This is a genomic window from Leisingera sp. MMG026 (assembly GCF_021654205.1).
Taxonomy (GTDB): Bacteria; Pseudomonadota; Alphaproteobacteria; order Rhodobacterales; family Rhodobacteraceae; genus Leisingera.
This window is the reverse complement of record NZ_JAKFZM010000001.1, coordinates 215,018-240,195: the sequence shown is the minus strand read 5'-3', so window position 1 is coordinate 240,195 and position 25,178 is coordinate 215,018. Positions and strand designations below refer to the sequence as shown.

Genomic DNA, 25,178 nt, shown 5'->3' with positions numbered 1-25,178 from the left:
CGCAAAGAAACGCCGGGCGGTTGGCCCGGCGTTTTGCGTTTTCTGCCGGTTACGCCCGGGTGGTGCCGTCGCCGCGCACCAGGTATTTGAAGCTTGTCAGCTGGGTTGCCCCAACGGGGCCGCGCGCGTGCATCTTGCCGGTGGCAATCCCGATTTCCGCGCCCATGCCAAACTCTCCGCCGTCGGCAAACTGGGTCGAGGCATTGTGCATCAGGATTGCGCTGTCGAGTTCGGAAAAGAACTTCTGAACTGCAGCCTCATCCTCGGTGATGATGCAATCGGTGTGCTGAGAGTGATACGTGCGGATGTGCTGAATTGCTTCATCAAGGCCCGCTACCTGCTTGGCGGCAATGATGGAATCCAGGTATTCCTTGCCCCAGTCCTCGGAGCTGGCAGCAGTCATACCACTTGGACCGGGAAGGCCGGCGTCAGCGCGGATTTCCACGCCGGCGGATGCCAGGGCTTCCAACACTGCTTTACCCAGCGTTCCTGCGATGTCCTGATGGACCAGCAGGCATTCCGCGGCGCCGCAGATCCCGGTGCGGCGGGTCTTGGCGTTCAGCACCACGTCCAGCGCTTTTTGCGGATCGGCGGCTTTGTCGAGGTAAATATGCACGATGCCTTCAAGATGGGCAAAAACGGGCACCCGGGCCTCTCGCTGAACCAGACCCACCAGGCCCTTGCCGCCACGGGGCACAATGACGTCGACATAGTCTGTCATGGTCAGCAGCTGCTGCACCGCAGCCCGGTCGCGGGTCGGCACCAGCTGCACAGCATCTTCGGGCAGGCCCGCGGATTTCAGCCCCTCGGCCAAGCAGGCATGGATTGCCTGACTGGAATGAAAGCTTTCCGAACCGCCGCGCAGAATGACCGCGTTACCTGATTTCAGGCAGAGCGCGCCGGCGTCCGCCGTCACATTCGGGCGGCTTTCATAGATTACCCCGATCACCCCCAGCGGCGTGCGGACGCGCTGGATCTTGAGGCCAGTGGGCTGTTCCCACTCTTCCATCACTTCGCCCACCGGATCGCGCTGTTCTGCCACCGCGCGCAGACCATCGACGATGCCTTGAATACGGGGCTCGTCCAGCATCAGCCGATCCATCATCGCGTCGGACAGGCCTTTGGTCCGGCCGAACTCCAAATCCTTGACGTTCTCGGCGATGATCTCAGCCCGGCGGCTCCAAACCGCTTGGGCCGCACTGATCAAGGCGGCATGTTTGCGCTCAGCACTGGCCGTGGCCAGGATCTGCGCCGCTTGCTTTGCACGTTTGCCAAGCTCCGCCATCACAGCGGGAATGTTCTCATTGTCTTTCATGTGTCTCGCGCCCTTGCCGGTCCTTTTATGGCACATCGGGTGCCTGCCGACTGGAATAGATTATCAGATGGTCTGCTCAAAGCGCCATATCATCGCGGTGGATCAATGCGGCGCGGCCGGGATAGCCCAGCGTGGCCTCGATTTCCTGCGATTGGCGCCCTTGGATGGCGCGGGCTTCGTCCGCTGTATAGCGTGACAGCCCCTGCCCCAGTTTGCGCCCGTCTGGGCTAAGGATGGCCAGCGGATCGCCGCGGCCAAAGTCACCCTCCACATGACGCACACCTGCGGGCAGCAGGCTGTTACCCGACATCAGCGCGCGGGCCGCGCCTTCGTCGATGGTCAGAATACCGCGGGTCTTCATCGCGCTGATCCAGCGCTTTCGTGCGGCCTGCGGGTCGCCTTGCCCGGTGAACCAAGTGCACGACGCGCCATCTTCAAGTGTTTTCAAAGGGTTCAATGGCGAACCTTCAGTGATTACCATGGCGCATCCGGCTGCAGTGGCCATCTTTGCCGCCAGCAGTTTGGTGATCATCCCGCCTTTGGACAGGCCGGAAACACCATCGCCGGCCATCGCCTCAATCTCCGGTGTGATCTTGTCAATCCGGTCATAACGTTCCGCCTTGGGATCCAGCGCGGGGTTGGCGCTGTAGAAACCGTCAACATCGGACAGCAGGATCAAGGCATCGGCACCAACTGTCACCGCCACCTGTGCCGCCAGCCGGTCATTGTCGCCATAACGGATTTCGTCTGTGGCGATGGTGTCGTTCTCGTTGACGATCGGCACCGCACCCATCCCCAAAAGCGTTTCCAAAGTGGCGCGTGAATTCAGGTAGCGGCGGCGGTTTTCGCTGTCTTCCAGCGTTACCAGCACCTGCGCCGTGGTAATCCGGTGCGGCGCCAGCGCCTCCTCATAGGCGCGGGCCAGACGGATCTGGCCAACTGCCGCTGCGGCCTGGGATTGCTCCAACGGCAGGTCTGCGCGCGGCAGGCCCAGCACACCCCGGCCCAAAGCGATGGAGCCGGAGGAAACCAGAACCACGTCGGTGCCGCCGGCCTTCAGCCAGGCGACGTCATTGGCCAAAGAATGCAGCCAGCCTGCGCGCAGCTCGCCGGTGCCGCGGTCAACCAGCAGTGCCGAGCCGATCTTGACGACAATCCGTTTTGCCGACTTCAGGGCTGCCAAGGCGCTTCCTCCTCGGCGGGTTTCATGCGGACGCGGTCATCGTCGATTTCTGCCCGTACCGCACGGAGCACCTCGTTCAGCCCTTCGCGGCTGACGCCGGACATCATCATGACCGGGCCGCCAACAGCCTGTTCCAAGGCGGCACGTTTTTCGTCGCGCTCCTCCGGGTCGATCGCATCCACCTTGTTCAGCGCAGTGATCCGGGTCTTGGTGGCCAGAACACCGCCATAGGCCTCAAGCTCGCCGATGATGGTTTGGTAATCCTCAACCACGGTGTCAGAGGTGCCGTCCACCAGATGCAGCAGCACCGCGCAGCGTTCCACATGGCCCAGGAAGCGGTCGCCGATCCCCTTGCCTTCATGTGCGCCTTCGATCAGGCCGGGGATGTCGGCAACCACAAATTCGGTATTGTCGATGCCGACCACGCCGAGGTTCGGATGCAATGTGGTAAAGGGGTAATCGGCAATCTTGGGGCGCGCGTTGGAGGTTGCCGACAGGAAGGTCGATTTGCCTGCGTTGGGCAGGCCAAGCAGGCCTGCGTCAGCAATCAGCTTGAGGCGCAGCCAGATGGTGCGCTCTACGCATTCCTGGCCCGGATTAGCCCGGCGCGGCGCCTGGTTGGTGGCCGATTTGAAGTGCAGGTTGCCAAAGCCGCCATTGCCGCCCTTGGCCAGCAGCACGCGCTGGCCGACTTCGGTGAGATCCGCCAGAACGGTTTCCTGGTCTTCGTCCAGAATCTCTGTCCCCACGGGGACACGCAAAATAATGTCGTCGCCATCCTTGCCGGTGCGCTGCCGGCCCATGCCCGACTGGCCGTTTTTGGCAAAGAAATGCTGCTGATAGCGGAAATCGATCAGGGTGTTCAGCCCGTCCGTCACTTCGGCCCAAACCGAACCGCCTTTGCCGCCATCGCCCCCGTCCGGCCCGCCGTATTCAATATACTTTTCGCGCCGGAAGCTGACACAGCCGTTCCCGCCGGCGCCCGAGCGGATATAGACCTTTGTCAGATCGAGGAATTTCATGACAGCTCCTTAATGCGGCGGGATCCTGTGCCCGCCCGCGCAGTACAAGTGTCCCGCCAAAGCCCTAAGGCCTTGGCGGGAGTGTTTCGTTTGCCTTACCGCAAAGCGCGCGCCGCGCCAATCACAGTTTTCGGCTGTAAGTCCAGGTCGGGACAGAGGCATCGCGCGCCACCGAATAGCTTTCGGCGTCCCCGAGATATTCAAAGCCGCAATGGATCAGCACCCGGGCCGAGGCCGGGTTGTCCTGAAACACCGAGGCAAACATCGCCGCGTTGCTTTGCGGATTTGCATCCACCAATGCCTTTACCGCGGCAGAGGCAAGCCCGGTATTCCAAAACGGCGGCGCAGTCCAATAGGACACTTCCGACTGGTTGCGGTCCATCCGCTTGAGGCCGATCACGCCTTTCAGCTCTGCGTCGCCTTCGGCGGTGCCATCGATCACCCAGACATCCTCGTCCCGTTCTTCGGCCATGGCACGCGCGACAAAGGCTTCGGCAGCGCCGGGCGGCAGCGGATGCGGGACCGAGCGGGTCATGCGGGCAACGCGTGCATCGCTGACGTAATGTTCGATCAGCCCGGCATCGGATTTTCGCAGCGGCCGCAAAATAAACCGTTCTGTTTCGATGGCCTGCTGACACACGATATGTTCCAAGTTCATGGACGTGCTCCTCCTCTGCCTGTGTACTTCTGGCGGCAATTGTCATTGTTGTTGCGGCGATGCTTTTCAGATGTGTTCGCCCTGCCCCTGGAGCAAGCCCCAAGGTCTTCAATTCGCGCAAAACTTCTTGTTGGTCCGGCGTGAACACCGAACTGCAGCGGTACAAAATCGAGGGGGCTGGAAACAGCAGGAAAACTCATCATGAACTCGCAGACGCAACAAAAGAAAAGGGGGACCGGTCTTATAACCGATCCCCCTAAAGATTTCTTTACCCTTCGGGTCGGTTTACTCAGCGGCCTCCGCCACTGGGAGAACCGATACAAAGGTGCGGTTTTTCAGGCCTTTGCGGAAGGTGACAGCACCTTCGGCGGTGGCAAACAAAGTGTGATCCTTGCCAATGCCTACGTTTTCGCCCGGCCAGAACTTGGTGCCGCGCTGACGCACTATGATGTTGCCTGCGATGGCCGCCTGGCCACCGAAAAGTTTCACGCCAAGACGGCGGCCCGCGGAGTCGCGGCCGTTACGTGAGGAACCGCCAGCTTTTTTATGTGCCATTCTCTCTCTCCTTAGCCTTTAGCCAGATCTTTGGCTTGCTCAACCCATTCGGGCTTCACTTTGACCGCTTCGATACCAGCAATGTCGTCTTCGGACAAGGCTGCGATCTGGGCAAAGGTGGTCAGGCCTGCTTCGTTCAGCTTTTTGACGGCAGCAGGGCCAACGCCGGTCAGCTGGGTCAGGTCGTCCGAACCGGCTGCAGGTGCAGCTTTGGCAGCGGCTTTCGGAGCAGCTTTGGTTGCGCCCGATGCCAGGATCTCGGTGATCCGGACCAGGGTCAGCTTCTGACGGTGGCCTTTGGTGCGCTTGGAGGAGTGCTTCCGGCGGCGCTTGACGAAGTTGATCAGCTTTTCGCCTTTGATCTGGTCGATCACTTCTGCCTTTACGGCAGCGCCATCTACCAGCGGAGCGCCCACAACAGGTGCGTCGCCGCCAAGCATCAGAATTTCGTCGAACTGGATGGTGTCGCCAGCGTCTGCAGCAAGTTTCTCAATGCGGAGGATATCGCCCGCTTGAACCTTGTACTGCTTGCCGCCGGTCTTGAGGACCGCAAACATGTGCGTCTTTCCTTTTATACCCGCGTCCTACGGCCCCCTTGCGGGTGTTTCGGCAAATGCCGCCTCGAACAGCGCGCCCGTGTCATGGGCGTATTACAAATGAATCCCGGCGCACGGAGTCCGGGCCGGGATGCGGGCTTATGGTTCGGAAATTCAAAGCTGTCAACCGTTTTCCACACCCTGCGCCATAAGCCTGTGCGGGATCAGATATCCTGCCCGGGTGTCAGTTCGGCCATCCGGTGCGCCAGTTCTTCAAAGCGGTTGGCTGTGATCTCATACTGCACAGCGTTAAGCAACTCATAAACCCGCTGCATGGGCGCCTCCTCCAGGGCCATGACATAGGCCTCGACCTCGGCATCGCTGAACTCCTGGTAAGTATAGGCCGAGGCGGCCAGGCTGGAGGCCTGCAGGCTGAGGCGCAGCTCGCCCTCCTGCGCCTTCATCAGGGCCCGCAAGCCGTCGGCGTCCAGCTCCAGTTTGATCACCCCGGCAGAGGCGGCGGCCATAAGGAAGCGGAATTGGATCTGCTGCAGCGCCTTTACGCCTGCCCCTGCGGCATCAATTGCGGTTCCCATCCGCTGGTACATGGCGACACGTGCGCTGCCGTCCTTGACCATTTCCGAGATGATGCGGTTGCCTGCCAATTGCTTTACCGCGTCATCTTCGACCTTATGCGAGGCGTTTTCCGCCCGCACCAGGCGCTGCCCCAATTCGCTGGCATAAAAGGCCGCCGCATGATCCAGGGCTTCGTCGTCCAGCGTGCTTTCGAGGATCTCCAGCGCCAGGCCGCGCATTTCAGCGGTATCAAAGACGTCCCCCGACAATTCGGTCCATTGACTGCCAAAGGCGCCTGCATCCACCCCCAGCATCTCCGGTGCGCTTGAGGCGGACAAGGCAATGCTGTCGAGCGCGACGTCAAAGCCGGTCACTTCCAGAAACGCCTCAACCCTCTCACGGTCTGCGGCCAGGCCGGTCTGCGGCACTCCAACGGCAGCCAAACACAGCAAAGTCAGGAAACGTAAAAGCACAGCGGGGGTTTTGAGCGGCATCTTCATAAAGCAAATTTAGGCAAAAACATTTGGCTGGCAACGGCAAACCGGCTTTTTTTGCCGCAGCCGCATTTCCTGCTTGCACGCACCCGGAATCAACCTTAAACGCTGCCCCACCAGACCCCCGCGGAGAGGTGCCGGAGTGGTCGAACGGGGCGGTCTCGAAAACCGTTGAGCCTTCACGGGTTCCCAGGGTTCGAATCCCTGTCTCTCCGCCACTATTCCCCTGATATCCAAAGACAATCAGTGAGACCCTGGGCAATAGTGCGGTTTGCATCTGTAACGGTAGATCCCGCCAAAGGTGTCATACTATGACCCCTTTGAAGTCTTCCGGCCATGCCAACTGCGCAACTTAGAAGCGCCAGATTGGACAGCTTTGGCCTTTTTGCACAGGCAGTCAGCAAACAAAAAGGCGCTCTGCTACAGAATTGCTACCCGCTGAACAGGCCGCTTGCCCGGTGCTGATTGCAAAAGGCACCGGGTCAGGGACTTTCTTCAATATCCAATCGCGTTAGCGCAGCCCGGCGGCAGCCTTCTGCATGGCGGTGATCAGGGCATCCCGTTTGGCTGAAAGCTCGGCTGGGGATTGACCCTGTGCTTCGTCCTGCACGCCCTTGATCAGGGTTTGCGCCACGTCTTCGTTCAGATGCACCTGCCCCAGATCGTCCCACCAACCGTTGAACGTATCCGCGAAGTGATCGCAGAATGCTGCCAGGCCGCCCTCTCCGGCACCCAGGTTGAACAGCATGGTCGGCCCCATCGCCGCCCATCTCAGGCCCGGTCCGGCCCACATAGCCTTGTCGACGTCTTCAACCGAGGCGACGCCCTGCATCACAAGGCTGATCGCCTCGCGCCAGACTGCGGCTTGCAGGCGGTTGGCAACATGACCTGCGATTTCCTTGTTAACGCGGATGGTTATTTTGCCGATGCTTTCATAGAAACGTTCAGCTGCCTCCACGATCCCATCCGCAGTCCTGTCATTGCCCATCACTTCGACCAGAGGGATAAGGTGCGGCGGATTGAAGGGGTGGCCCAGGATTACCCGTGACGGGTTTTTCCAGCCGCCCTGCATCTGTCCCAAAGTCAGGCCCGAGGCCGAGCTGGCCAGTATTGCATCCTTGTCCATTTCCTCTTCGATCTCGGCAAACAGGGCATGCTTAACAGGCAGCCGTTCCGGAACGCTTTCCTGAATGAACGCGGCGCCCTGGACGGCTTCCGGTGCTGAGGCGTGGAAAGTGACCGCATCGGGATCGCCGTTTGCCGTCAATCCCAGTTCAGTCATCGCCGGCCAGGCTGTCTCAATGTAGCTGCGCACCTGTTTTTCGGCGGTTGGCGCGGGATCATATACGGCCACGGACCGTCCTGATGCCAGAAACAACGCGGTCCAGCTGGCGCCGATGACGCCGCCGCCAAGAGATGCGGTATGTGCAAATTCCATCAAAACAATCCCGGATTAAGTGGTGACGCAGCAGTCATGCCGCCGTCGACAGTAAAACATGCGCCGGTCACATAGGCAGACCGGTCCGACGCCAGCAATGCAACCATGTTGGCAATGTCGGCCGGTTCCCCGAACCGCCCGACCGGATGGGGCGCCAGCGCATCGGTCATGGCCTTGCCCGGATCGTTTGCCAAGGCAAAGCCATCTTTGGCCAATTCGGTGATGGTCCAGCCGGGGCGGATAGCATTGCAGCGTACCTTTGGTCCATGGTCAACGGCGATTGAGCAGGTCAGCCCATGCACGAAAGCCTTGGACGCATTGTAAAGAGCCATAGACGGGTCCGCGGCCATGCCCGGGATCGAGCCGATAATGATGATATTGCCGCCATGTACCGCCATATCCAAGAGGGCCGCACGGCACAAGTTGAACACGCCTTTGCCATTGACGTTCATCACCAGGTTCCAATCGTCGTCGTCGCTGTCGGCCACGGTTTTTTCGACCTGAACAGCTGCATTGTTGACCAGCAGATCGACCCGCCCGAAAGCATTGTTTGCAGCTTTGATAAGGTATTGGGCCACAGCCACCAAACCGCATGGGTTTTGACCGTCGCGTTGGAGATATCATAGGCGCTGTTGGGCGTGGTGCCCGCATCGGCCAAGTGACTGGAATAGATGCCATGGGTTGCCACCTTGTAGGTGTCCATGTCGACCAGATCGCAAAAGTCCTTATGCGCTGTCGGGCAATGGCAGCATTCCAGAAAACTGTCGACCGCGTTCTTCCAGTTGGACTTAATGTCATAAGTCAGCCGATGGGCAAAAGTGAGATCGGCAATATCCGGCGCCCCGAACGGCCGGACACTTTGCAGAAACACATATCTTTCTGCAGCGTTTGCCAGCGCATCTGTGTGTGTGCCCTGAATAATGTGCGTTGCAAAACCGGCAACTGCCACGCCCCCGCATACATAGGCTGTTGAAAAAACGAAAAAGGCCGGACACTTCTGCCCGGCCTTTTGTTCAGTCTGCCTGCGCGGATCAGGCGCGGCGGCGGCGGCCGCCGGCGCGGCCGCCACGGCCACGGCCTTCTTCGCCTTCTTTGGCAGGCTCTTTGTTGAACTTGATCCAGTCGCCGCCATGCGGGTCGTTGTTGGTCAGGAAGTTGGCAGCGCGAATGGCCTCCATTTCCTTGCCTGCGCGCGGCTTGGTGGAGCCGAGACCGAACATCTGCACAAAGGCTTCGTCTTCCATGCCCTCGGGCAGGATGATGCCGGCGGCTTCAACTTCCGCCCTTTTCTCGGCGATCTTCTTCTGGGTGATGGGCAGCGCCACCGGGTTCATAATCGCCGAGGTCATGCCAGCGCCCATAGCCATCGGCAGGAAGGCGTTGTTGATGCCGTGACGGTTCGGCAGGCCAAAGGAGATGTTGGACGCGCCGCAGGTGGTGTTCACGCCCAGCTCTTCGCGCAGACGGCGGACCAGGGCAAACACCTGCAGGCCGGCAGTCGCCATTGCACCAACCGGCATCACCAGAGGGTCAACCACGATGTCATGGGCGGGGATGCCGAAATCGGCAGCGCGCTCAACGATCTTCTTGGCGACGGCGAAACGCACATCGGGGTCTTCCGAGATGCCGGTGTCGTCATTGGAGATCGCCACAACCGGCACGTTGTACTTTTTGACCAGCGGCAGGATCTGCTCCAGGCGCTCTTCTTCGCCGGTGACCGAGTTCAGCAGCGGACGGCCTTCGCAGATTTCCAGACCGGCTTCCAGCGCACCCGGAACCGAGGAGTCGATGCAAAGCGGCACATCGACCAGCCCCTGTACCAGCTCGACGATCTTCTTCATCAGCGGTGGCTCGGTCTCGTTCGGGTTCGGGTTCGAGTTGTAGACAACGCCCGCGTTGATATCGAGCACGGTTGCACCGGCCAGAACCTGCGCCACGGCGTCTTTTTCAACGGTGGAGAAATCGTCGGCTTCCAGTTCGGCCGCCAGTTTCTTGCGGCCGGTCGGGTTGATGCGCTCACCGATGACACAGAACGGCTCGTCAAAGCCCAGGACCGCGGTTTTTGTTTTTGATTCTACGACTGTACGGGTCATTTTTGATCCTTAGGGTCTTAGGAGTTAACCGGCTTGGCGGAATCGCCGCCGTTGTTGATCGCCCAGGTGGCATTAGTCTTGATGCCGCCCAGCGGGAAGAAGTGGACCTTCTCGATTGCGAAATCGGGGTTGGCTGCCTTATGCGCTGCCAGACCGGCCAGAACCTCGCCCGGTTCATGCGGCAGCAGCAGCTTGGAGACGTCTTTGGCGCGTTTCTGCAGCACTTTGAGCGACGGGCCGACGCCGCAGGCGATTGCAAATTTGATCATGGTCTGCAGTTTGGCCGGGCCGGCGATGCCGATATGGACCGGCAGGTTCATGCCGCGTTCGCTCAGCTCGTTCACCCAGTCGATCACCGGCTGCGCCTCAAAGCAGAACTGGGTTGCCAGCGCCATATCGGCGTCGGTGCGCTTGGAGAATTCCTGTTTCCAATCCAGCGCCGCATAGGTGTTGGCACGGCCGCCCTTGGGGTCGATGTCCAGGTTCGGCTCGGGATGGCCAGCAACGTGCAGGTTGGTAAAGCCCGCATCATCGAACAGCCCGGTTTCCAAGAGCTGCATCGAGCTGTCGAAATCGCCATGCGGCTTGGCAACGCCACCGGCCAGGATCAGGCCCTGCTTGACGCCGGCTTCGCCCTGGTAGCGGTTGATCCAGTCACCCAGGGTGGCCTTGTCCTTGATGATACGTGCCGGGAAATGCGGCATCACATCATAGCCTTCACCTGCAATGCGCTTGGCAGTGTCGACCATATCCTCAATCGGGGTGCCTTCGATATGTGCGACATAGACACGGGTGCCGGCGGGCAGCAGATCGCGGAAATCATCGACCTTGGCGGCAGTGCGCGGCATCACTTCGATGGAATAGCCTTTCAGGAAGGCTTCCATTTCGGGGGTGGCAGACTGGCCAGCGCCAGAATCGCGTTTCTTAAAGTTCAGCAAAGCCATCACGGCCTCCCATAGTGGTGTCAGGCTCACGCCCATCCGTCGTTTGCAATCAGGGTCTTCAGGCGGTCCTGATCGTATTCCGTTTCCAGTCGGGTTGCCTCAGCTTCGGCAACATCGGCCGCTTCGCCTTCGGCGGCATAAGGCGCGGCCTTGCGCCACTCGGCAAGATAGGCATCCGCGTCTTTGGCGTTCACCTTCATAGCCGCGCGGTCGATGGCCTGCTCGAACCGTTCTTCGAGCTGGCGTTTGGCGCCGCGGCGGCCTTTGCCAACGATGACCTGCGCAGGGATATCGCGCCAGTATACGATCGTAACGTCGGGCATGCCTAATTTCCTCCTAGCCTGGATAGACCACGTTCTAGAGCGGCGGCCGCCCGCACGTTGGTCGATTTTCGACAACACGATGGGATTGAGCGACGTTTTGCTGCCGGGACACTAGCTTTGTGCCGTTTCGAATGCCACAGGGGTTTGCCGCCAAAATATTCATGTGGATTATGAGATTTCCTCGAAGCTGCGGAAATTGCTTCGCTTCTGCCAGCAGGCGCTTGCGCCGCTGCACCGGCGCCCCTATTGTTGTCGTTAACACGATAATCGGAGGGCGTGAATCATGGCGCCCAGGCGCTCGAAAGGTGCGGGCGCGTTTCCCAAGGCGGTCGAAACCCCTGCACCGGCCCGGCCCGATCCTGATGCGCTTTATGCGGCGCTGGATCTGGGTACAAATAGCTGCCGCATGCTGATCGCCCAGCCCAAGGGCAGCGGCATTCATGTGGTTGACAGTTTCTCCAAGTCGGTGCAGCTCGGCGCCGGGCTGGAGCGGACCGGACGGTTGTCGCGGTCTTCGATGGCGCGCACCATCCAGGCGCTGCGGATCTGCCAGCAGAAACTGAAACGCAACAGGGTCCGGCGGATGCGGCTGGTGGCAACCGAGGCCTGCCGCCGGGCAAAGAACGCGCGCGAGTTCATCCGCCAGGTGAAGCGGGAAACCGGTCTGACGCTGGAAATCATCCAGCCGGAAGAGGAAGCACGTCTGGCGGTGATTTCCTGCGCGCCGCTGGTTTCCACCAAAACGGATCAGTTGCTGGTGGTCGATATCGGCGGCGGCTCGACTGAACTGGTGTGGATCGACATCTCATCAGTCCCGCGGCGCGACCGCCCCTCTGCGATCATGCGGCTGCATAACGGGTTCCATACCACCGAAAGCCCGTTTCCCGCGGCCAAGGTGGTGGATTGGATTTCCGTGCCGCTGGGGGTTGCCACATTGCGGGACCAGTTCAACGATGTCGAAGACGATGCCGCACGTTTTGCGCTGATGAGCTGGTTTTTTGAGGAAAACCTGGCTGATTTTGCGCCTTATAAGGATGAGCAGACCCGGATCGGCTTTCAGATTGTCGGCACCTCGGGCACTGTCACGACGGTTGCAGCGTCGCATTTGGGGCTGAAGCGGTATGACCGGACCAAGGTGGACGGGCTGCGGATGACCAGCGATCAGATTGACAAGGTGATCCGGGGGTATCTAGAACTCGGGCCTCTGGGCCGCCGCCGCGATCCCCGCATCGGCGAGGACCGCCAGGCGCTGATCATGTCCGGGTCTGCAATCCTGCAGGCATTGCTGCGCTGCTGGCCGACCGACCGGCTGTCGGTTGCGGACCGCGGCCTGCGCGAAGGGCTGCTTTATGCACAGATGAGCGCGGATGGCGTTCTGGAGGACGGTCCCTACTAGGCGGGGCCGGAAAAAATTGGATATTTCCGGGCCGGAATTTTTGCAGAATTCCGCGCACCGGCGCAAATGGTGACGATGATGGCAAAGACGCCGACAGGTAAGAACACATCCGGACGCGGTCAGCGCGATCTGAAGGTCAAGGTGAAATCCGCGCGCGGGCGCAAGCTCAGCTCGACGCTTTGGCTGCAGCGGCAATTGAATGACCCCTATGTCAAACGGGCGCAGGCCGAAGGCTATCGCGGGCGCGCAGCCTATAAGATCATGGAAGTGGACGACAAATACCGCTTTCTGGTGCCTGGTGCCCGGATCGTCGATCTGGGCTGTGCGCCCGGCGGCTGGGCGCAGGTGGCGGTGAAGCGCATCAATGCTTTGGGCGAAAAACAGGGCAAGTCGGTGGGCCGCATTATCGGCGTGGACCTGCAGGAAGTTGAATCGCTGGCTGGTGCCGAGTTCCATCAGCTCGATTTCATGGAGGACGGCGCCGACGACAAGGTCAAGGAATGGCTGGGCGGCAAGGCTGACGTGGTGATGTCGGATATGGCCGCCGCCAGTTCCGGCCACAAGCAGACGGACCATATGCGGATCATCTCGCTGTGTGAAACCGCCGCTTATTTTGCCTTTGACGTTCTGGAGGAAGGCGGCACCTTTGTGGCCAAGGTTCTGGCAGGTGGCGCCGAAGGCGAGTTGCAGAAGCTGTTGAAGCAGAAGTTCACCAAAGTGGCCAACATGAAGCCGCCCTCCTCGCGGTCGGACAGCTCCGAGAAATTTGTGGTGGCAACCGGGTTCCGGGGCTGAGGTCCCGTCAGACCCGGCGGCTGTGCGGTGCGGTCAGCGACCGCGTCGCCAGATCGCGCAGCAGGATAGCGTCATCACCCTCACCATCGGCCAGCCGGGACACCCGCAGTTTACGGCTGACATGGCCGGCCATTTCACGCTGGCGCATCAGTTCAAACAGGCGCATGTGGCGCAGTTTGTTTTGCAGTTTTGTCATGATGGCCCCTTCTGGATCCGCTTCTTCCTGAAGATCTAAACGGTGATTGGGCCGCTAGATGGGCTCAAATGGGGCAGGATTGCCTTATTGTTGAAGAAACGGAAACAGTTGCAGAAAACCCGCAGTTTTCATGACCGGCCCATCCCGTTGGCGATCTCGATCAGCGCACCGTTGAATTCGGCCCCCAGGATCAGGATAGCTGAATTCAGATAGAGGAAGATCATTGCGGCCATGGCGCCCGCAAGCCCTGCGTATGTGGCCGAGTATTGCGCGAAAGAGCCGACGTAAAACGCAAAGCCGCTGCCGCAGGCCAGCCACAGCAGAAGGGTTAGAATTGCGCCCGGCAGGATCCGCCGCAAGCGATGCACGCGGCCAGGCAGCAGCACATGAAACGCCAGCACCGCGCCAGTGGGAAGAGCCAGCGCCAGAACGCCCCTCAACCCCTTTTCCCAGCCTTTTGGAATGCTCTCGAAGGGCAGCAATTGGGCGATGTGCCTGACATAGAGCGGCAGTATCACCTCAAACACGGTGACGGCCAGAATACCCGCCCCGCCCAGAACGACCAGCCCGATGCACAGCGCTCTCGACCGCCAAAACGGTCTTGTATCCGTATCATGATAAGCCTGAACCATGGCCGTGCGGACGGCATCGACGCCATTCGACGCAAAATAAAGCGCAAACAGGCCGCCCAGGGTGACAAGCTGGGTATTTGATGTCTGCAGCACCGCTTTCAGTTCGGTCAGGATCGGCCGTGCCACCGCATCCGGCCAAACGCTGAACACCTGTTCCGTCATGGTTTCCATAGCGACGTCCTGCGACAGCAAACCGGCAACGGTCCCCGCCAGCGCCACTGTAAACAGAACAAACGGAAACAGCGCCAGCATCATCGACATGGCGATATGGCTGCTCATCACCCAGCCGTTTTTCCGGTTGAAGCGGCGGGCGGCGTCTAGCAAGGCTGCAGGCCAGCAGCGTAATGGCGGCAGGATTGGCATAGGCGTAAGGTTCCACAACCATTAGGGAATTGCCAGCGGCAAAGAACAAACGCCCTGATTTCCTCTTGCCGCAGCCCGGCCCGGTGTAGCAGGCACCGCTTTTCAGTACTAATTTGAAATCAAGCCGCTATCTTAGGATCTTCAGATGTTTTGGATTGTTCTTAGCACCACGGCTATTGCCGCAACCTGGGCCGCTGCCGGGTTTGCAGCCCTTCGCGCAGCCCGCACCGCGCGCACACCGCAAGGGGCCATTGGCTGGACCGTCTTCCTGCTGGCTGCGCCGATAGCCGCCCTGCCCGCCTACATGGTTTTTGGCCACCATCGGTTCAAAGGGTACTGGAAGGCACGCCGCGCCGCGGAACAGGCTGTTGTTGCTAAACGGATCTATACCAGCGTCCAATCCGAGGCGGCGCGGAAGCTGCCGGTAAACACAGCGCCCTTTGAAGCCATTGCAGGCTTGAACGTCTGCCACGGGAACGGATTGGAGTTGCTGATCAATGGCAAGAATACATTCAACGCCATCTTGGAAGAGATTGATAAGGCGCAGGAATATGTCCTTGTGCAATACTACATTCTGCGTGCGGACGCAGTAGGCAGGCAGCTTCAAGCCAAGCTGATACTTGCCGCAGAACGCGGCGTAACCATTTGGTTCATGACAGACAGTATTGGCAGCCGGAAGCTGCCTCGCAGCTATGCCCGCGCGCTGGAGCAGGCCGGTGTGAACATGATTGATCCCGCAGTTCAACGGCCGCCTTGGCACCGGCTGCGCATCAATTTCCGCAACCACCGTAAAACCGTTATTGTGGATGGGCGGACCGGCTTTACCGGCGGGCTGAATGCCGGCGAGGAATACATGGGGCTGGACCCTGTTATGGGGCCATGGCGGGATACCCATGCGCGGCTCACCGGACCGGTTGTTCAGCAGCTGCAGCTTTCCTTTGCGGAGGATTGGCACTGGCACACGCAAGAGCCGGTCCTGGACCTGTTGAATTGGGACGCTGAACACTCAGCGCAAGACCGGCCCGCCCTGATCGTCTCGACCGGCCCCGGCGATAGCATCGGCAACGGGTCCATGCTGTTTTTCTCCGCAATCACTGCAGCGCGGGAAAAAGTTTGGCTGGCCTCCCCGTATCTGGTTCCGGATCAGGAGGTGCTAGCAGCCTTGAAACATGCCGCGTTGCGCGGGCTGGATGTCCGGATCCTTTTGCCGGAATCCATTGACCACCACCTGCCTTGGCTTGCAGGCTTTGCATTTTTTGATGAGCTGCGGGAAGCTAGCGTTCATATCCTGCGCTACCGGGGCGGTTTCATGCATCAGAAATGTTTTGTTATCGATGACAGGATTTCCGGTGTGGGCACGGCGAACCTCGACTACCGGTCCTTCCGGCTGAATTTTGAAACCATGGCCTTGTTTTTCGACCCGCGGTCCGCGCGCGAAATCTCTGAAATGCTGGCCAGGGATTTCCAGCGCTCTACGGCGCTTACACAGCCGCTGGACCGGCAGGCATTGCGCATTCGATTGCTGGCACCGGTGGCGCGGCTGCTGGCACCTGTGCTTTAATCCCTTGCCCTATGTGTTTCTCCGTTAAAGGAAAACAACCGCCCCATTGCGCTGACAAGAAAGGCCGTGCTGATCCCAAACCCGAATAATCCAGTGACTGCAGCAAAGGCGGCAAAAATCCGCAACGCCGGCCCCAGTACAACGTCGCCGTAGCCAAGCGTGGTATAGGTCGCCAGAGAGAAATAAACAGATGTGTTCCAGTCGCCGATCGCACCGACCAGAACAAAAGCGGCGGACCAGATCCAGATCTGAGCCGTATGGCTGCCCAGAATTATGAAAATCGCCACCACCAGCATTATGCCGATCTGCCAAGGCCTGAAAGGTTTGGGAAAGCCCGCTGACAGCTTGTTCAACACGGCGGAACACAAAACCAAAACAGAGATTTCGAGGATCAGGCAGACACTCAGGTAGACTGAGCCCCACAGCAACTGGTTCCATAGCGTCATCTTGGCTCTCCCGTCGGTGCGAAGCTGTTCTGGGACTTTTCAGCACCTTAGAATGGTACTCCGCAACGCTTAACCATAAGAAAGCCGGATGGGCCAGCCTTTGTGCCGCACTGGACTTCTTCCTGGCAGAGGTATTGAGTGCCGTTGCAGGCATTGAAGACCAAAGCGCAGGAGGGTGCCGCGGAATGGTTTTGAAGATCCGCAATGTAACCAAAACCTATCCGGGACAGACGCCGGAAAACGCTGTTTTGCGCGGGGTGTCTTTGGATTTGGCGGCTGGCAGCAGCCTGGCGCTGACGGGCGACAGCGGCTCCGGTAAAAGCACATTGCTGCATTTGGCCGGGGCATTGGATCGTTTTGACAGCGGCGAAATTGAAATTGCTGGCATCCCTCTTTCTAACCTTAAAGACCGGCAGCGCGCGGCGTTGCGAAGAAGAGATGTTTCTCTTGTTTTCCAGCAGTTTAATTTAATACCTTCACTCAGCATTTGGCAGAACATCGCGCTGCACGCGCGGTTGGGAAACCGGTGGGATCCTGATTGGGGGCAAGTGCTGGCGGACCGTCTTGGCCTCGCCGGTTTTCTCGATCGCTACCCGGAGCAGCTCTCAGGCGGGCAGCAACAGCGGGTTGCCATTGGCCGTGCCCTGGCCTTGCGGCCTAAATTGCTGCTTGCGGACGAGCCGACCGGGAACCTGGATGAAACCGCCAGCGCGGCGGTGATGGACCTGATGCTGGAGCTGGTCCGGGAAAGCGGCGCGGCCCTGTTTCTGGTCACCCATTCCGCCGCCATTGCCAGGATGCTGGACCAACGCCTGCATTTACAGCTTGGCCAGGCCGCATGATCCGCACCGCGCTGAGTGCCATCCTGTCGCACTGGCGGCGGCATCCCCTGCAACTGGCAACGCTGATGGCCGGGCTGGCCCTGGCAACGGGGCTTTGGTCTGCAGTTCAGGCAATCAACGGCGAAGCCCGCGCCAGTTACGCACGCGCCGCCGAGCAGCTTGGTACAACAGCTGCGGACCGGCTGGCGCCGGAAGACGGTGCAATCGCGCTGCAGCAATTCGTCAGCTTGCGCCGGTCGGGATGGCAGCTGACGCCTGTTCTGGAAGGAACTGTCAGGTTTAAGCGGCAAGGCTTTGATATCATGGGCATTGATCTGCTAAGCCATCCGCTGGTTCCGGCTCTGGCTGAGGCGGCGGAGCAGGACAGCGCACCTGCATTGGATGCGCTTTTGCCGCCGGGCCGGTTTTTTGCACACCCGGAAACCGCGCAGGTGCTTTCTGCCGCGCAAAGTGAGCACCCGGTCACCCAAACGGACAGGCTGCCGCGCGGCGTGCTGATTGCAGACATCAGTTTGGCCAGCCGGCTGCTGCGCCAGCCGGACAGCCTCAGCTACCTGATCATTCTGCCGGATCAAATTCACGGCCTGACACCCCTGCAGCAGCTTGCCCCGGGCCTGACCCGCATTCCTGCCCGGAATGCAGCGGCAGATACAGCACGGCTTACCGACAGTTTCCACCTCAACCTGACAGCCTTTGGTTTGTTGTCCTTTGCTGTCGGGCTGTTCATTGTTCAAGGGACCATCGGACTCAGCCTGGAGCAGCGCCGCAGCATGATCCGGACCTTGCGCGGTCTGGGTGTTCCGATGCGGGTACTGGTTGCCCTGTTCGCAGCAGAGCTTGCGGTTGTCGCGCTGATTTCCGGGATTGCGGGGCTGGCCGGAGGCTATCTGGTGGCGGCGGCACTGCTGCCGGATGTTCAGGCCACGCTGTCCGGGCTCTACGGCGCCTCGGTGGACGGCGTCCTCAGCTTGCGTCTTGAGTGGGTTTTGTCCGGGCTGGCAATGGCCTGCGGCGGTACGTTCCTGGCCGGGGCTCAGGCGCTTTACGCCTTATGGCGGATGCCCCTGCTGGCCGCACCCGCAACCCAGGCCCGCGGGCAGCAGGCAAGCAAGTCGCACCTGGCGGCGGCGATCGCAGGTGCCGTCTGTTTGCTTGCAGGCCTTATGGTCATCCTAATCTTTCAAGGACTTATTGCAGGGTTTGTCTTTCTGTCCGGGCTTATGCTGGGGGCTGCACTGATGCTGTCGCTGCTGATCTCAGCCGGCCTGCGGATCGGGGCGCGGCTGAGCACACGTCCATTTGCCGAATGGCTTTGGGCCGACACCCGGGCGCAATTGCCGGGGATGTCGCTTGCCCTGATGGCGCTGCTTTTGGCGTTGGCGACGAATATCGGCGTCGGAACAATGGTTTCCAGCTTCAGGCTCACCTTTGTCGGCTGGCTGGACCAACGCCTGTCGGCTGAAGTTTACGTGACCACGACAAGCGATGAACAGGGAGAGAGGCTAACGCAATGGCTGGAAGACCGCGGCATAACCGTGCTGCCGATCCGGCGCAGTGACATCCGCTACAAAGGGGCGCCGCTGCGGATATACGGCATTGCGGACGATGAGACGTACCGGCAGAATTGGCCGCTGCTGGAGGCGCTGCCGGAGGTCTGGGACCGTGTCGCCGCTGGAGAAGCCCTGTTGGTCAATGAACAATTTGCCCGCCGTCATGACCTTAGCCCCGGGCGTTCTTTGGCATTGGCCCCGGATTGGGAGCTGACAATTGCCGGAATCTACTCCGACTATGGCAATCCGAATGGTCAGGTGATCACCTCGCTGGCTGCACTGCAGGCCCGCGCAGCGGATATTCCAAACCGGCAATTCGGGCTGCGGCTGCCTGCTGAAGATGTGCCGGAAATCATCAGCTCCATTCGTGAAGCATTTGAAATACCGCGGGAAAACATCGTTGACCAGGCGGGCATCAAGGCCCGTTCTCTGGGCGTCTTTGACCGGACCTTTACCATCACTTCCGCGTTGAACCTGCTGACGCTGGGAGTGGCCGGATTTGCCATGCTGACCAGCCTTCTTACCCTATGGAGCCAGCGATTGCCGCAGCTTGCCCCGGTTTGGGCAATGGGTCTTAGCCGCCGCCAGCTGGCCGGTGCCGAAATCCTGCGCAGCCTGCTGCTGGCCGCGATCACCGCGGTTCTGGCCCTGCCGCTGGGGCTTGTTTTGGCCTGGGCGCTGCTTTCCGTCATAAATGTTGAAGCCTTTGGCTGGAAGCTGCCGATGCATTTGTTTCCAGCGGACTGGCTGCGGCTTATCCTGCTGGCCTTGCTGGCTGCGGTGGTGGCAGCCGCCCTGCCCGCGCGCCGTCTCAGCCGTCTGGATCCTGCGGAACTGCTCAAGGTGTTTGCCAATGAACGTTAGATCCATATTCCCGTTCCTCCTGGCTGGCTGCGCCACTGCAGCCCTGCCGCAGGGTTATGCCGGGCTTGGTACTGAGGCCGAAGGGTTTGCGGTGCCAGAGCTTGGCCGCCAGCTGTCTTTTCCTCAGGATCACGGCGCCCATCCGGATTTCCGCATTGAGTGGTGGTACTTAACCGCCAATCTGACAGACGCCGGCGGCCAGGACTACGGCATTCAGTGGACGCTGTTCCGCTCCGCCCTGGCACCGGGAGAGGCTGAGGGCTGGCAAAGCCCGCAAATCTGGTTGGCCCATGCGGCCGTGACAGCGCCGGACCAGCACCTGTTCGCTGAACGTATTGCCCGCGGCGGTGTGGGCCAGGCTGGGGTATCGGCTGACCCATTTGACGCCTGGATCGGGGATTGGCAGATGCGTTCCACGGGAGAGGCATTTGAAAAGATGGAGATAAAGGCGTCAGATCATGAGTTTTCCTATGACTTGCGGCTCACCGCTGAAGGTCCGCTGGTGCTGCATGGAGAGGACGGGTATTCCGAGAAATCCGAGAGCGGCCAAGCGAGCTATTACTATTCCCAACCGTTCTACAAGGTGTCCGGAACGTTGGACCTGCCCGGCGGGCCGGTTGACGTCACTGGCCATGGCTGGCTGGACCGGGAATGGTCAAGCCAGCCGCTGGCAGAGGATCAAAGCGGCTGGGACTGGTTCTCGCTCAGCTTTGACAGCGGAGACAAGCTGATGGGGTTTGCACTGCGCGGCACAAGCGGTGATTTCACGTCAGGCACCTGGATAACGGCGGATGGCAAAGCCGAGCCGTTGGCGCCTGGTGCTTTTCAGGCTGAGGCGCTGGCTGTCAGCGATGTGCAGGGCCGGAATATCCCGACGCGCTGGCGTGCAAGCCTGCCGGAAAAGGGTGTTTCCGTTGAGGTTCAGGCACTTAATCCACAAAGCTGGATGGGAACCTCATTTTCATACTGGGAAGGGCCGGTGTCGGTCAGCGGCAGCCATTCCGGCAAAGGCTATCTGGAGATGACCGGCTATGAATAAGGGCGCCCGAAGGCGCCCCTGTTTATCTTCAGCGAACCACAAAGACCGAGCAATCCGAATGCCGGATCACCCGGGCCGCATTCGGCCCAAGCAGATAGTCCTTGAGATCCGGCTTGTGCGCGCCGATCACGATCAGCCCGCTGCCCGCCGTTTCGGCCACCTTCAGGATCTCCTGATACGCTTTGCCGGTGGCCACCAGATGACGCACCTTGGCATTGCCTTCCTCTCCCAGCACCTTGGTGCAAAGATCGCGCAGCCGCTGGGTGGTGTCCTTGACGGCTTTTTGGTGATGGTGCTCCTCAAAGAAGCCCGACACCCAGCTTTCGCCAAAGTCCGGCAGCACGTTGACGACATCCAATTGGGCGCCGTCCAGATCCGCCAGCCGGGCGGCCTGGGTCAGCACTTTTTCGTCGGACGCCGGATCACTCAGTTCCAGGGCGCATAGAACAGGTTTGTTCATGCCGGGACTCCTTTCTGTTCACGCGCACGGCCGCGCTGCATCATTGCAACGAGGGCAACCAGCAGCAGTGCCGGGATAAAGATCAGCTCTTTAGGCAGTTGGCTGGCCGGCGCCTGGATCGTTGCAATCTGCACCGGTTCATCGGCGTAGAAATCAAAACTTTCCAGATTGGGCGCTGCCGGCGTGCCGAACATCGGTTCATCCAGCTTTACAACGCTGTCTTCCTCCAGCAGCAGAAGGCCGTAGGCATCCACCGCTTGCTGGCCACCGGTGCCGTCGGCGGTCAGGATCATAGTGGTGCTTTTGATCTCGGACGTATCAAAATCAGGGCCTTCAACCGTGATCCGGAATTCCGCGCCGGCCTCAGCCTCATCCAAGGCCTGAACCAGCTGGGCCGGCGGCACCTGTTCATAGGGCGGCATCACCCGGTCCATGAAGAAGTCCGGCCGGAACAATGCAAAGGCCGCAAAGATCAGCAGGATGCTTTCATAGATCCGGCTGCGGCTGACAAAATAGCCCATGGTGCCGGCGGTAAAGACCAGAATGGCGATGGTGGCTGATATTGCCACGAGTATGCCTTGCATCCATGTCACATCGATCAGCAGAAGGTCGGTGTTGAAGATGAATACAAACGGCAGCGCCACGGTCCGCAACGAGTAGAAGAAGGCAATGAAGCCGGTGCGGATTGCATCGCCGCCCGACACCGCCGCTGCGGCAAAGCTGGCCAGCCCCACAGGCGGTGTCACATCCGCCATGATGCCGAAGTAGAACACAAACAGATGCACAGCGATCAACGGCACAATCAGGCCGGACTGGGCGCCGAGTTCCACCACCACACCGGCCATCAGCGAACTGACGACGATGTAGTTCGCCGTTGTCGGCAGCCCCATGCCCAGAACCAGCGACAAGATACCAACCATCACCAGCATAAGGATCAGGTTGCCGCCCGAGACAAACTCCACCAGTTCGGACATCACCTGCCCGACACCGGTCAGTGTCACGGTGCCCACGATCACCCCCGCAGTGGCCGTGGCCAGCGCGATGCCGATCATATTGCGTGCGCCGTCGATCAGCCCGTTCCACAGGTCGTAGACGCCTTCCATAAAGGAATTGGCCATATTGCTTTGGCCGCGGAAGATGGCCTTGAGCGGTTTCTGGGTCAGCAGGATCACAAACAGCAGCGCGGTTGCCCAGAATGCCGACAGGCCTGGGGACTTCTGTTCGATCATTAGGAAGTAGACCAGAACGATGATCGGCAGCAGGTAATGCAGGCCCGCCTTATAGATCTCGCCCACCACTGGCAGTTCGACCTCTTTGGCGTTCGGGTCGTCCGGCACCAGATCGTCAACGCCGGAAGCCAGCCACAACAGGGCCGCATAGGCTGCGAACACAAGGGCTGACAGGGTCAGCCCGGAGGCGCCCGGCATGGCTGAAGTGATCCATTTGACCGGGTATTGAACGCTATAGCAAAGGGCCGCAAATCCGGCAAAGAACAGCGCCATGCCGCCAATGGTTCGGCCCATGGAGACAACTCGGTTGCCGAGCGTCGGCATGTTCCGCTTCACCGCTTCCAGATGCACGATATAGACCAGCGCGATGTAGGAAATCGCGGCCGGCAGGAAGGCATGAGTGATCACCTCGACATAAGAGATGCCCACATATTCCACCATCAGAAAGGCCGCGGCGCCCATCACCGGCGGCATGATCTGGCCATTCACTGACGAGGCAACCTCGACCGAGCCGGCCTGTTCGCTGGTAAAGCCCACCCGCTTCATCAGCGGGATGGTGAAGGTGCCGGTGGTGACAACGTTGGCGATGGAGGAGCCGGAGATCAGACCGGTTGCCGCAGAACCGACAACGGCCGCCTTGGCCGGGCCGCCGCGCAGGTGGCCAAGCGCGCCAAAGGCCATCTTGATGAAGTAATTGCCGGCCCCTGCCTTATCCAGCAGCGCACCGAAAAGCACAAACAGGAATACAAACTTGGTGGAGACACCCAAGGCAATGCCGAACACGCCCTCAGACGTGATCCACATATGGCTCATCGCCTTCTTCAGGCTGGCGCCCTTCCAGCGGATAACTTCGGGCACCCATTCAGAGGAGCCAAAGAACACATAGGCCAGAAAGATAGTTGCGATGATCGCCATTGCCGGGCCAAGCGCGCGGCGGGCGGCCTCAAACAGCAGGATAAGGCCCGCCAGCGCAAACCATTTATCCATGTCATCGGCAAGCCCGCCGGAATCGACGATTTTCTGATAGAAAATATAGCCGTACATGGCAATTACGGTGCCAGCCAGCGCAAAGACCCAGTCCTGTACAGGGATGTAATCCCGCGGACTGGATTTCAATGCGGGATAGGCCGCGAAGGCCAGGAAAATGGCAAAGGCCAGATGGATTTGCCGGGAATTGTTCACCACACTGCCGGGCAGCAGCAGGTTGGAAACGGGTGAAGCCAGAATGACTTGGAACACCGACCAAATAACTGCGACGATAGCCAGGAACAGTCCCACATTTCCTACCGGATTGCGGGCGCCTGCGTCTGAGGACGCGACAAGTTCCTGAAGCTCTTCTTCGCTGAGCGGCCGATTTCCCTGAGCATCGGATGCCATGGATAATCTCCCCTGTGGCCGCCGTTTGTCCGGGGCCTGAAATTTAAAGCCTGGGCAGCGGCCTCAGGCAAAACGGGGCGCCAAATGCGCCCCGTTCCTTTTGTTGGGTGGATTACTCGATCCAGCCTTTTTCTTTGTAATACTTGGCCGCACCGGGATGCAGCGGTGCCGACAGACCGTCTGCGATCATCTCTTCCGGCTTCAGGTTGGCAAATGCCGGGTGCAGCTTCTGGAAGGCTTCGAAATTCTCAAACACCGAGCTGACAACGGCATAGACCGCATCGTCGGACACGTCCGCCGAGGTGACAAAGGTTGCGCCCACGCCAAAGGTCTGAGTGTCGTTGTCCGAACCGCGGTACATGCCGCCGGGAATGGTGGCGGTGCGGTAGAAGGAATTGTCGCCGACCAGCTTGTCAACGGCTTCGCCGTCCACGGTGACCAATACCGAGTCACAGGCGGTGGAGGCTTCCTGGATCGAACCCGACGGGTGGCCAACGGTATAGATCATCGCGTCGATCTGGTTGTCGCAGAGCGCTGCAGACTGTTCCGCTGCCTTCAGTTCGGTTGCCAGGGCGAAATCTTCCATGCCCCAGCCCTTGGCGCCCATCAGCACTTCCATAGTACCGCGCTGGCCCGAGCCCGGGTTGCCGATGTTAACGCGCTTGCCCTTGAGATCGTCAAAGGTGGAAATGCCGGAATCGGCGCGGGCCACAACGGTGAACGGTTCCGGGTGGACTGAGAATACGGCGCGCAGACCTTCGAACGGGCCTGCTTCCTCGAATTTGGAGGTGCCATTGTAAGCGTGGTACTGCCAGTCAGACTGGGCCACGCCGAACTGCAGCTCGCCTTCGCGGATGGTGTTGATGTTGTAGACCGAACCGCCGGTGGATTCGACGGCGCATTTGAAGCCATGCTCCTTGCGGCCCTTGTTCACCAGACGGCAGATGGCGCCGCCGGTCGGGTAATAAACACCGGTCACGCCGCCGGTGCCAATGGTGATGTATTCCTGAGCAAATGCTGCGGGTGCCGCAAAGGACGCCGCCACCAATGCACCGATAGCCAGCTGGGTGTGTTTCATGATCAAGTCTCTCCCACTTGTCTTATGATTTGCAGCCTGGCGCGGAAGGCAGTGAACCCGCGGTTACGGGACCTGCACGGCCACAGAATTCGGCCCGCCAGACCGGGCATGTGCGGATTATTTCGCACGTGCAGAAGGGTTTCACCGGCACCCCGCCAAGTCAAGGGTGCTATCTATTGACGCACCCGGTAAACCCGCATTTTTCTCCTAATT

At 60.0% G+C, this 25,178-nt stretch carries 25 protein-coding genes and 1 tRNA gene; 7 read left to right on the top strand and 19 right to left on the bottom strand.

Annotated elements, in window-relative coordinates; all coding sequences use genetic code 11:
• Positions 1-49 precede the first annotated feature (49 nt).
• The 7 genes from L1069_RS01145 to L1069_RS01115 form a co-directional block, all read right to left on the bottom strand.
• Positions 50-1,315 (bottom strand): glutamate-5-semialdehyde dehydrogenase, encoded by a 1,266-nt coding sequence (locus L1069_RS01145; RefSeq protein WP_237454511.1) that lies wholly within the window; start codon positions 1,313-1,315, stop codon positions 50-52.
• Between the two features lie 76 nt (positions 1,316-1,391).
• On the bottom strand, positions 1,392-2,498 hold the full coding sequence (gene proB / locus L1069_RS01140; protein WP_237454510.1) for a glutamate 5-kinase: 1,107 nt from the start codon (positions 2,496-2,498) through the stop codon (positions 1,392-1,394).
• Positions 2,486-3,520 (bottom strand): GTPase ObgE, encoded by a 1,035-nt coding sequence (gene obgE, locus L1069_RS01135; RefSeq protein WP_129370918.1) that lies wholly within the window; start codon positions 3,518-3,520, stop codon positions 2,486-2,488. Before obgE ends, proB begins: the two co-directional genes overlap by 13 nt.
• Before the next feature lie 121 nt (positions 3,521-3,641).
• Complete coding sequence (locus L1069_RS01130) at positions 3,642-4,178, bottom strand: GNAT family N-acetyltransferase (protein WP_129370917.1); 537 nt, start codon at positions 4,176-4,178, stop codon at positions 3,642-3,644.
• Between the two features lie 285 nt (positions 4,179-4,463).
• The gene (gene rpmA / locus L1069_RS01125; protein WP_027258993.1) at positions 4,464-4,733 is read right to left on the bottom strand and encodes a 50S ribosomal protein L27; all 270 of its coding nucleotides are present in this window, start codon (positions 4,731-4,733) and stop codon (positions 4,464-4,466) included.
• A gap of 11 nt (positions 4,734-4,744) precedes the next feature.
• Positions 4,745-5,290: a 50S ribosomal protein L21 gene (rplU, locus tag L1069_RS01120; protein WP_129370916.1), complete on the bottom strand. Its 546-nt coding sequence runs from the start codon at positions 5,288-5,290 to the stop codon at positions 4,745-4,747.
• A gap of 203 nt (positions 5,291-5,493) precedes the next feature.
• Entirely contained in the window at positions 5,494-6,345 is an 852-nt protein-coding gene (locus tag L1069_RS01115) for a DUF2059 domain-containing protein (RefSeq protein ID WP_237454509.1), read from the bottom strand.
• Between the two features lie 122 nt (positions 6,346-6,467).
• Between L1069_RS01115 and L1069_RS01110 the strand changes: the two genes are divergently transcribed.
• Positions 6,468-6,557 (top strand) — tRNA-Ser (locus L1069_RS01110).
• 293 nt (positions 6,558-6,850) lie between these two features.
• Here the strand turns inward: L1069_RS01110 and L1069_RS01105 are convergent.
• The 6 genes from L1069_RS01105 to L1069_RS01080 are packed head-to-tail and all read right to left on the bottom strand — an operon-like array spanning position 6,851 to position 11,137.
• Positions 6,851-7,777: a 3-hydroxyacyl-CoA dehydrogenase NAD-binding domain-containing protein gene (locus L1069_RS01105; RefSeq protein WP_237454508.1), complete on the bottom strand. Its 927-nt coding sequence runs from the start codon at positions 7,775-7,777 to the stop codon at positions 6,851-6,853.
• Complete coding sequence (locus L1069_RS01100; RefSeq protein ID WP_237454535.1) at positions 7,777-8,301, bottom strand: SDR family oxidoreductase; 525 nt, start codon at positions 8,299-8,301, stop codon at positions 7,777-7,779. The genes L1069_RS01105 and L1069_RS01100 overlap by 1 nt, the downstream gene beginning before the upstream one ends.
• A complete protein-coding gene (locus tag L1069_RS01095; RefSeq protein WP_237454507.1) occupies positions 8,229-8,852 on the bottom strand; it encodes an SRPBCC family protein in 624 nt (207 codons plus the stop codon). Before L1069_RS01095 ends, L1069_RS01100 begins: the two co-directional genes overlap by 73 nt.
• Positions 8,809-9,870 (bottom strand): methyltetrahydrofolate cobalamin methyltransferase, encoded by a 1,062-nt coding sequence (locus L1069_RS01090; RefSeq protein WP_237454506.1) that lies wholly within the window; start codon positions 9,868-9,870, stop codon positions 8,809-8,811. Before L1069_RS01090 ends, L1069_RS01095 begins: the two co-directional genes overlap by 44 nt.
• Before the next feature lie 17 nt (positions 9,871-9,887).
• Positions 9,888-10,814 carry a methylenetetrahydrofolate reductase gene (locus tag L1069_RS01085; protein ID WP_129372892.1) on the bottom strand — a complete coding sequence of 309 codons (927 nt, stop codon included), beginning with the start codon at positions 10,812-10,814 and terminating at the stop codon, positions 9,888-9,890.
• Positions 10,815-10,840: 26 nt separating this feature from the next.
• On the bottom strand, positions 10,841-11,137 hold the full coding sequence (locus L1069_RS01080; RefSeq protein ID WP_027258981.1) for a virulence factor: 297 nt from the start codon (positions 11,135-11,137) through the stop codon (positions 10,841-10,843).
• 283 nt (positions 11,138-11,420) lie between these two features.
• Here L1069_RS01080 and L1069_RS01075 point away from each other — a divergent pair, with 283 nt between their 5' ends.
• Positions 11,421-12,533, top strand: coding sequence for a Ppx/GppA phosphatase family protein (locus L1069_RS01075; protein ID WP_129370911.1), 1,113 nt, complete (start codon positions 11,421-11,423; stop codon positions 12,531-12,533).
• Positions 12,534-12,611: 78 nt separating this feature from the next.
• Positions 12,612-13,328, top strand: coding sequence for an RlmE family RNA methyltransferase (locus L1069_RS01070; protein ID WP_129372891.1), 717 nt, complete (start codon positions 12,612-12,614; stop codon positions 13,326-13,328).
• A 7-nt stretch (positions 13,329-13,335) separates the two neighbouring features.
• On the opposite strand, the gene L1069_RS01065 is transcribed toward L1069_RS01070, so the two are convergent.
• Complete coding sequence (locus tag L1069_RS01065; RefSeq protein ID WP_129370910.1) at positions 13,336-13,524, bottom strand: hypothetical protein; 189 nt, start codon at positions 13,522-13,524, stop codon at positions 13,336-13,338.
• Positions 13,525-13,652: 128 nt separating this feature from the next.
• Positions 13,653-14,519, bottom strand: coding sequence for a YihY/virulence factor BrkB family protein (locus tag L1069_RS01060; protein ID WP_134829881.1), 867 nt, complete (start codon positions 14,517-14,519; stop codon positions 13,653-13,655).
• A gap of 145 nt (positions 14,520-14,664) precedes the next feature.
• Here L1069_RS01060 and cls point away from each other — a divergent pair, with 145 nt between their 5' ends.
• Complete coding sequence (cls, locus tag L1069_RS01055) at positions 14,665-16,080, top strand: cardiolipin synthase (protein WP_237454505.1); 1,416 nt, start codon at positions 14,665-14,667, stop codon at positions 16,078-16,080.
• On the opposite strand, the gene L1069_RS01050 is transcribed toward cls, so the two are convergent.
• On the bottom strand, positions 16,077-16,526 hold the full coding sequence (locus tag L1069_RS01050) for a potassium channel family protein (protein ID WP_129370907.1): 450 nt from the start codon (positions 16,524-16,526) through the stop codon (positions 16,077-16,079). The two genes, cls and L1069_RS01050, sit on opposite strands and share 4 nt — an antisense overlap.
• 185 nt (positions 16,527-16,711) lie before the next feature.
• On the opposite strand from L1069_RS01050, the gene L1069_RS01045 reads away from it, so the two are divergent.
• The 3 genes from L1069_RS01045 to L1069_RS01035 are packed head-to-tail and all read left to right on the top strand — an operon-like array spanning position 16,712 to position 20,821.
• A complete protein-coding gene (locus L1069_RS01045) occupies positions 16,712-17,368 on the top strand; it encodes an ABC transporter ATP-binding protein (RefSeq protein WP_129370906.1) in 657 nt (218 codons plus the stop codon).
• The gene (locus L1069_RS01040) at positions 17,365-19,782 is read left to right on the top strand and encodes an ABC transporter permease (RefSeq protein WP_237454504.1); all 2,418 of its coding nucleotides are present in this window, start codon (positions 17,365-17,367) and stop codon (positions 19,780-19,782) included. Before L1069_RS01045 ends, L1069_RS01040 begins: the two co-directional genes overlap by 4 nt.
• A complete protein-coding gene (locus tag L1069_RS01035; protein WP_237454503.1) occupies positions 19,772-20,821 on the top strand; it encodes a lipocalin-like domain-containing protein in 1,050 nt (349 codons plus the stop codon). Before L1069_RS01040 ends, L1069_RS01035 begins: the two co-directional genes overlap by 11 nt.
• Positions 20,822-20,849: 28 nt before the next feature.
• Here the strand turns inward: L1069_RS01035 and L1069_RS01030 are convergent, their stop codons facing one another.
• The 3 genes from L1069_RS01030 to L1069_RS01020 form a co-directional block, all read right to left on the bottom strand.
• Positions 20,850-21,281, bottom strand: a complete 432-nt coding sequence (locus L1069_RS01030; protein ID WP_129370903.1) for a universal stress protein — start codon at positions 21,279-21,281, stop codon at positions 20,850-20,852.
• Positions 21,278-23,887: a TRAP transporter permease gene (locus L1069_RS01025; protein ID WP_237454502.1), complete on the bottom strand. Its 2,610-nt coding sequence runs from the start codon at positions 23,885-23,887 to the stop codon at positions 21,278-21,280. The genes L1069_RS01030 and L1069_RS01025 overlap by 4 nt, the downstream gene beginning before the upstream one ends.
• Positions 23,888-23,999: 112 nt before the next feature.
• Positions 24,000-24,965, bottom strand: coding sequence for a TAXI family TRAP transporter solute-binding subunit (locus L1069_RS01020; RefSeq protein WP_129370901.1), 966 nt, complete (start codon positions 24,963-24,965; stop codon positions 24,000-24,002).
• Positions 24,966-25,178: the final 213 nt, after the last annotated feature.